This is a genomic window from Actinomadura sp. 7K534 (assembly GCF_004348575.1).
Lineage (GTDB): Bacteria > Actinomycetota > Actinomycetes > Streptosporangiales > Streptosporangiaceae > Spirillospora > Spirillospora livida.
On record NZ_SMKB01000497.1, the window covers coordinates 1 to 1105 of the forward strand.

1 protein-coding gene and 1 pseudogene are annotated in these 1105 nt (G+C 74.6%); both read left to right on the forward strand.

Annotation, left to right across the window (positions count from 1 at the left end; genetic code table 11):
- A pseudogene (locus E1266_RS37370) lies at positions 1-408 on the forward strand (ATPase); the annotation flags it as partial.
- Positions 405-1105 (forward strand): DUF58 domain-containing protein (locus tag E1266_RS37375; protein ID WP_132055320.1); only part of this gene is annotated, 701 nt, incomplete at its 3' end. The pseudogene E1266_RS37370 and the gene E1266_RS37375, both read left to right, overlap by 4 nt.

Sequence of the window (1105 nt, forward strand, 5' to 3'; positions counted from 1 at the left end):
ATCCTCGACACCGACCGCCTCGCCGGACTCCAGCGCGCCGCCGAAGAGGTCTCCGTCCACGAACTCATCGCCGACTACATCGTCCGCCTCGTCATGGCCACCCGCGAACCCGACCAGTACCGCCTCCCCGACCTGCGCGGCGTCATCGACATCGGCGCCAGCCCCCGCGCCACCCTCGGCCTCGCCGCCGCCGCCCGCGCCCTCGCCCTGCTCTCCGGACGCGACTACGTCCTCCCCGACGACGTCCGCGCCGTCGCCCGCGACGTCATGTCCCACCGCCTCGTCCTGACCTTCGACGCCCTCGCCGACGGCGTCGACGCCGCCGACGTCATCGCCCAGATCCTCACCGCCGTCCCCCCGCCCCGCGTCGTGTGGAACCACTCCGCAGCGGCGGTGACCACCGCATGACGGGAACCGGCCGGCAGCGGCGCAGCGGCAAGATCGCCCACCTCGCCCCCGAACGCACCCTGCGCCGCCTCCAACTCCAGGTCACCCGCCGCCTCGACGGCCTCCTCAACGGCGAACACCTCGGCCTCCTCCCCGGCCCCGGCACCGAACTCGCCGAAGCCCGCCTCTACCAGCCCGGCGAGGACGACGTCCGCCACATGGACTGGGCCGTCACCGCCCGCACCACAACCCCCCACGTCCGCGACCTCATCGCCGACCACGAACTCGAAGCCTGGGCCCTGGTCGACCTCACCCCCAGCATGGACTTCGGCACCGAGACCATGACCAAACGCGACCTCGCCGTCGCCGCCCTCGCCGCCGTCGGCTTCCTCACCGTCCGCCTCGGCGACCGCGCCGGCGCCTACCTCCTGCACACCGACGGCATCCGCCGCTGGCCCGCCCGCACCGGCAAAGCCGCCCTCTACGCCCTCCTCCAGGCCTGCCTCGACGCCCGATCCGTCGACGACGGCGCCCCCAGCAACAGCACCGGAGGAACCGGAGGAACCGGCGGCACCGCCCCACGCGACCTCGCCGCCGCCATCACCTCGCTCGACCGCGGCCAGACCCGCCGCGGCCTCCGCGTGGTCATCTCCGACTTCCTCGCCCCCGACGGCGGCGACCCCACCGCCGCCCACGGCCACCCCGACTGGGAACGCCC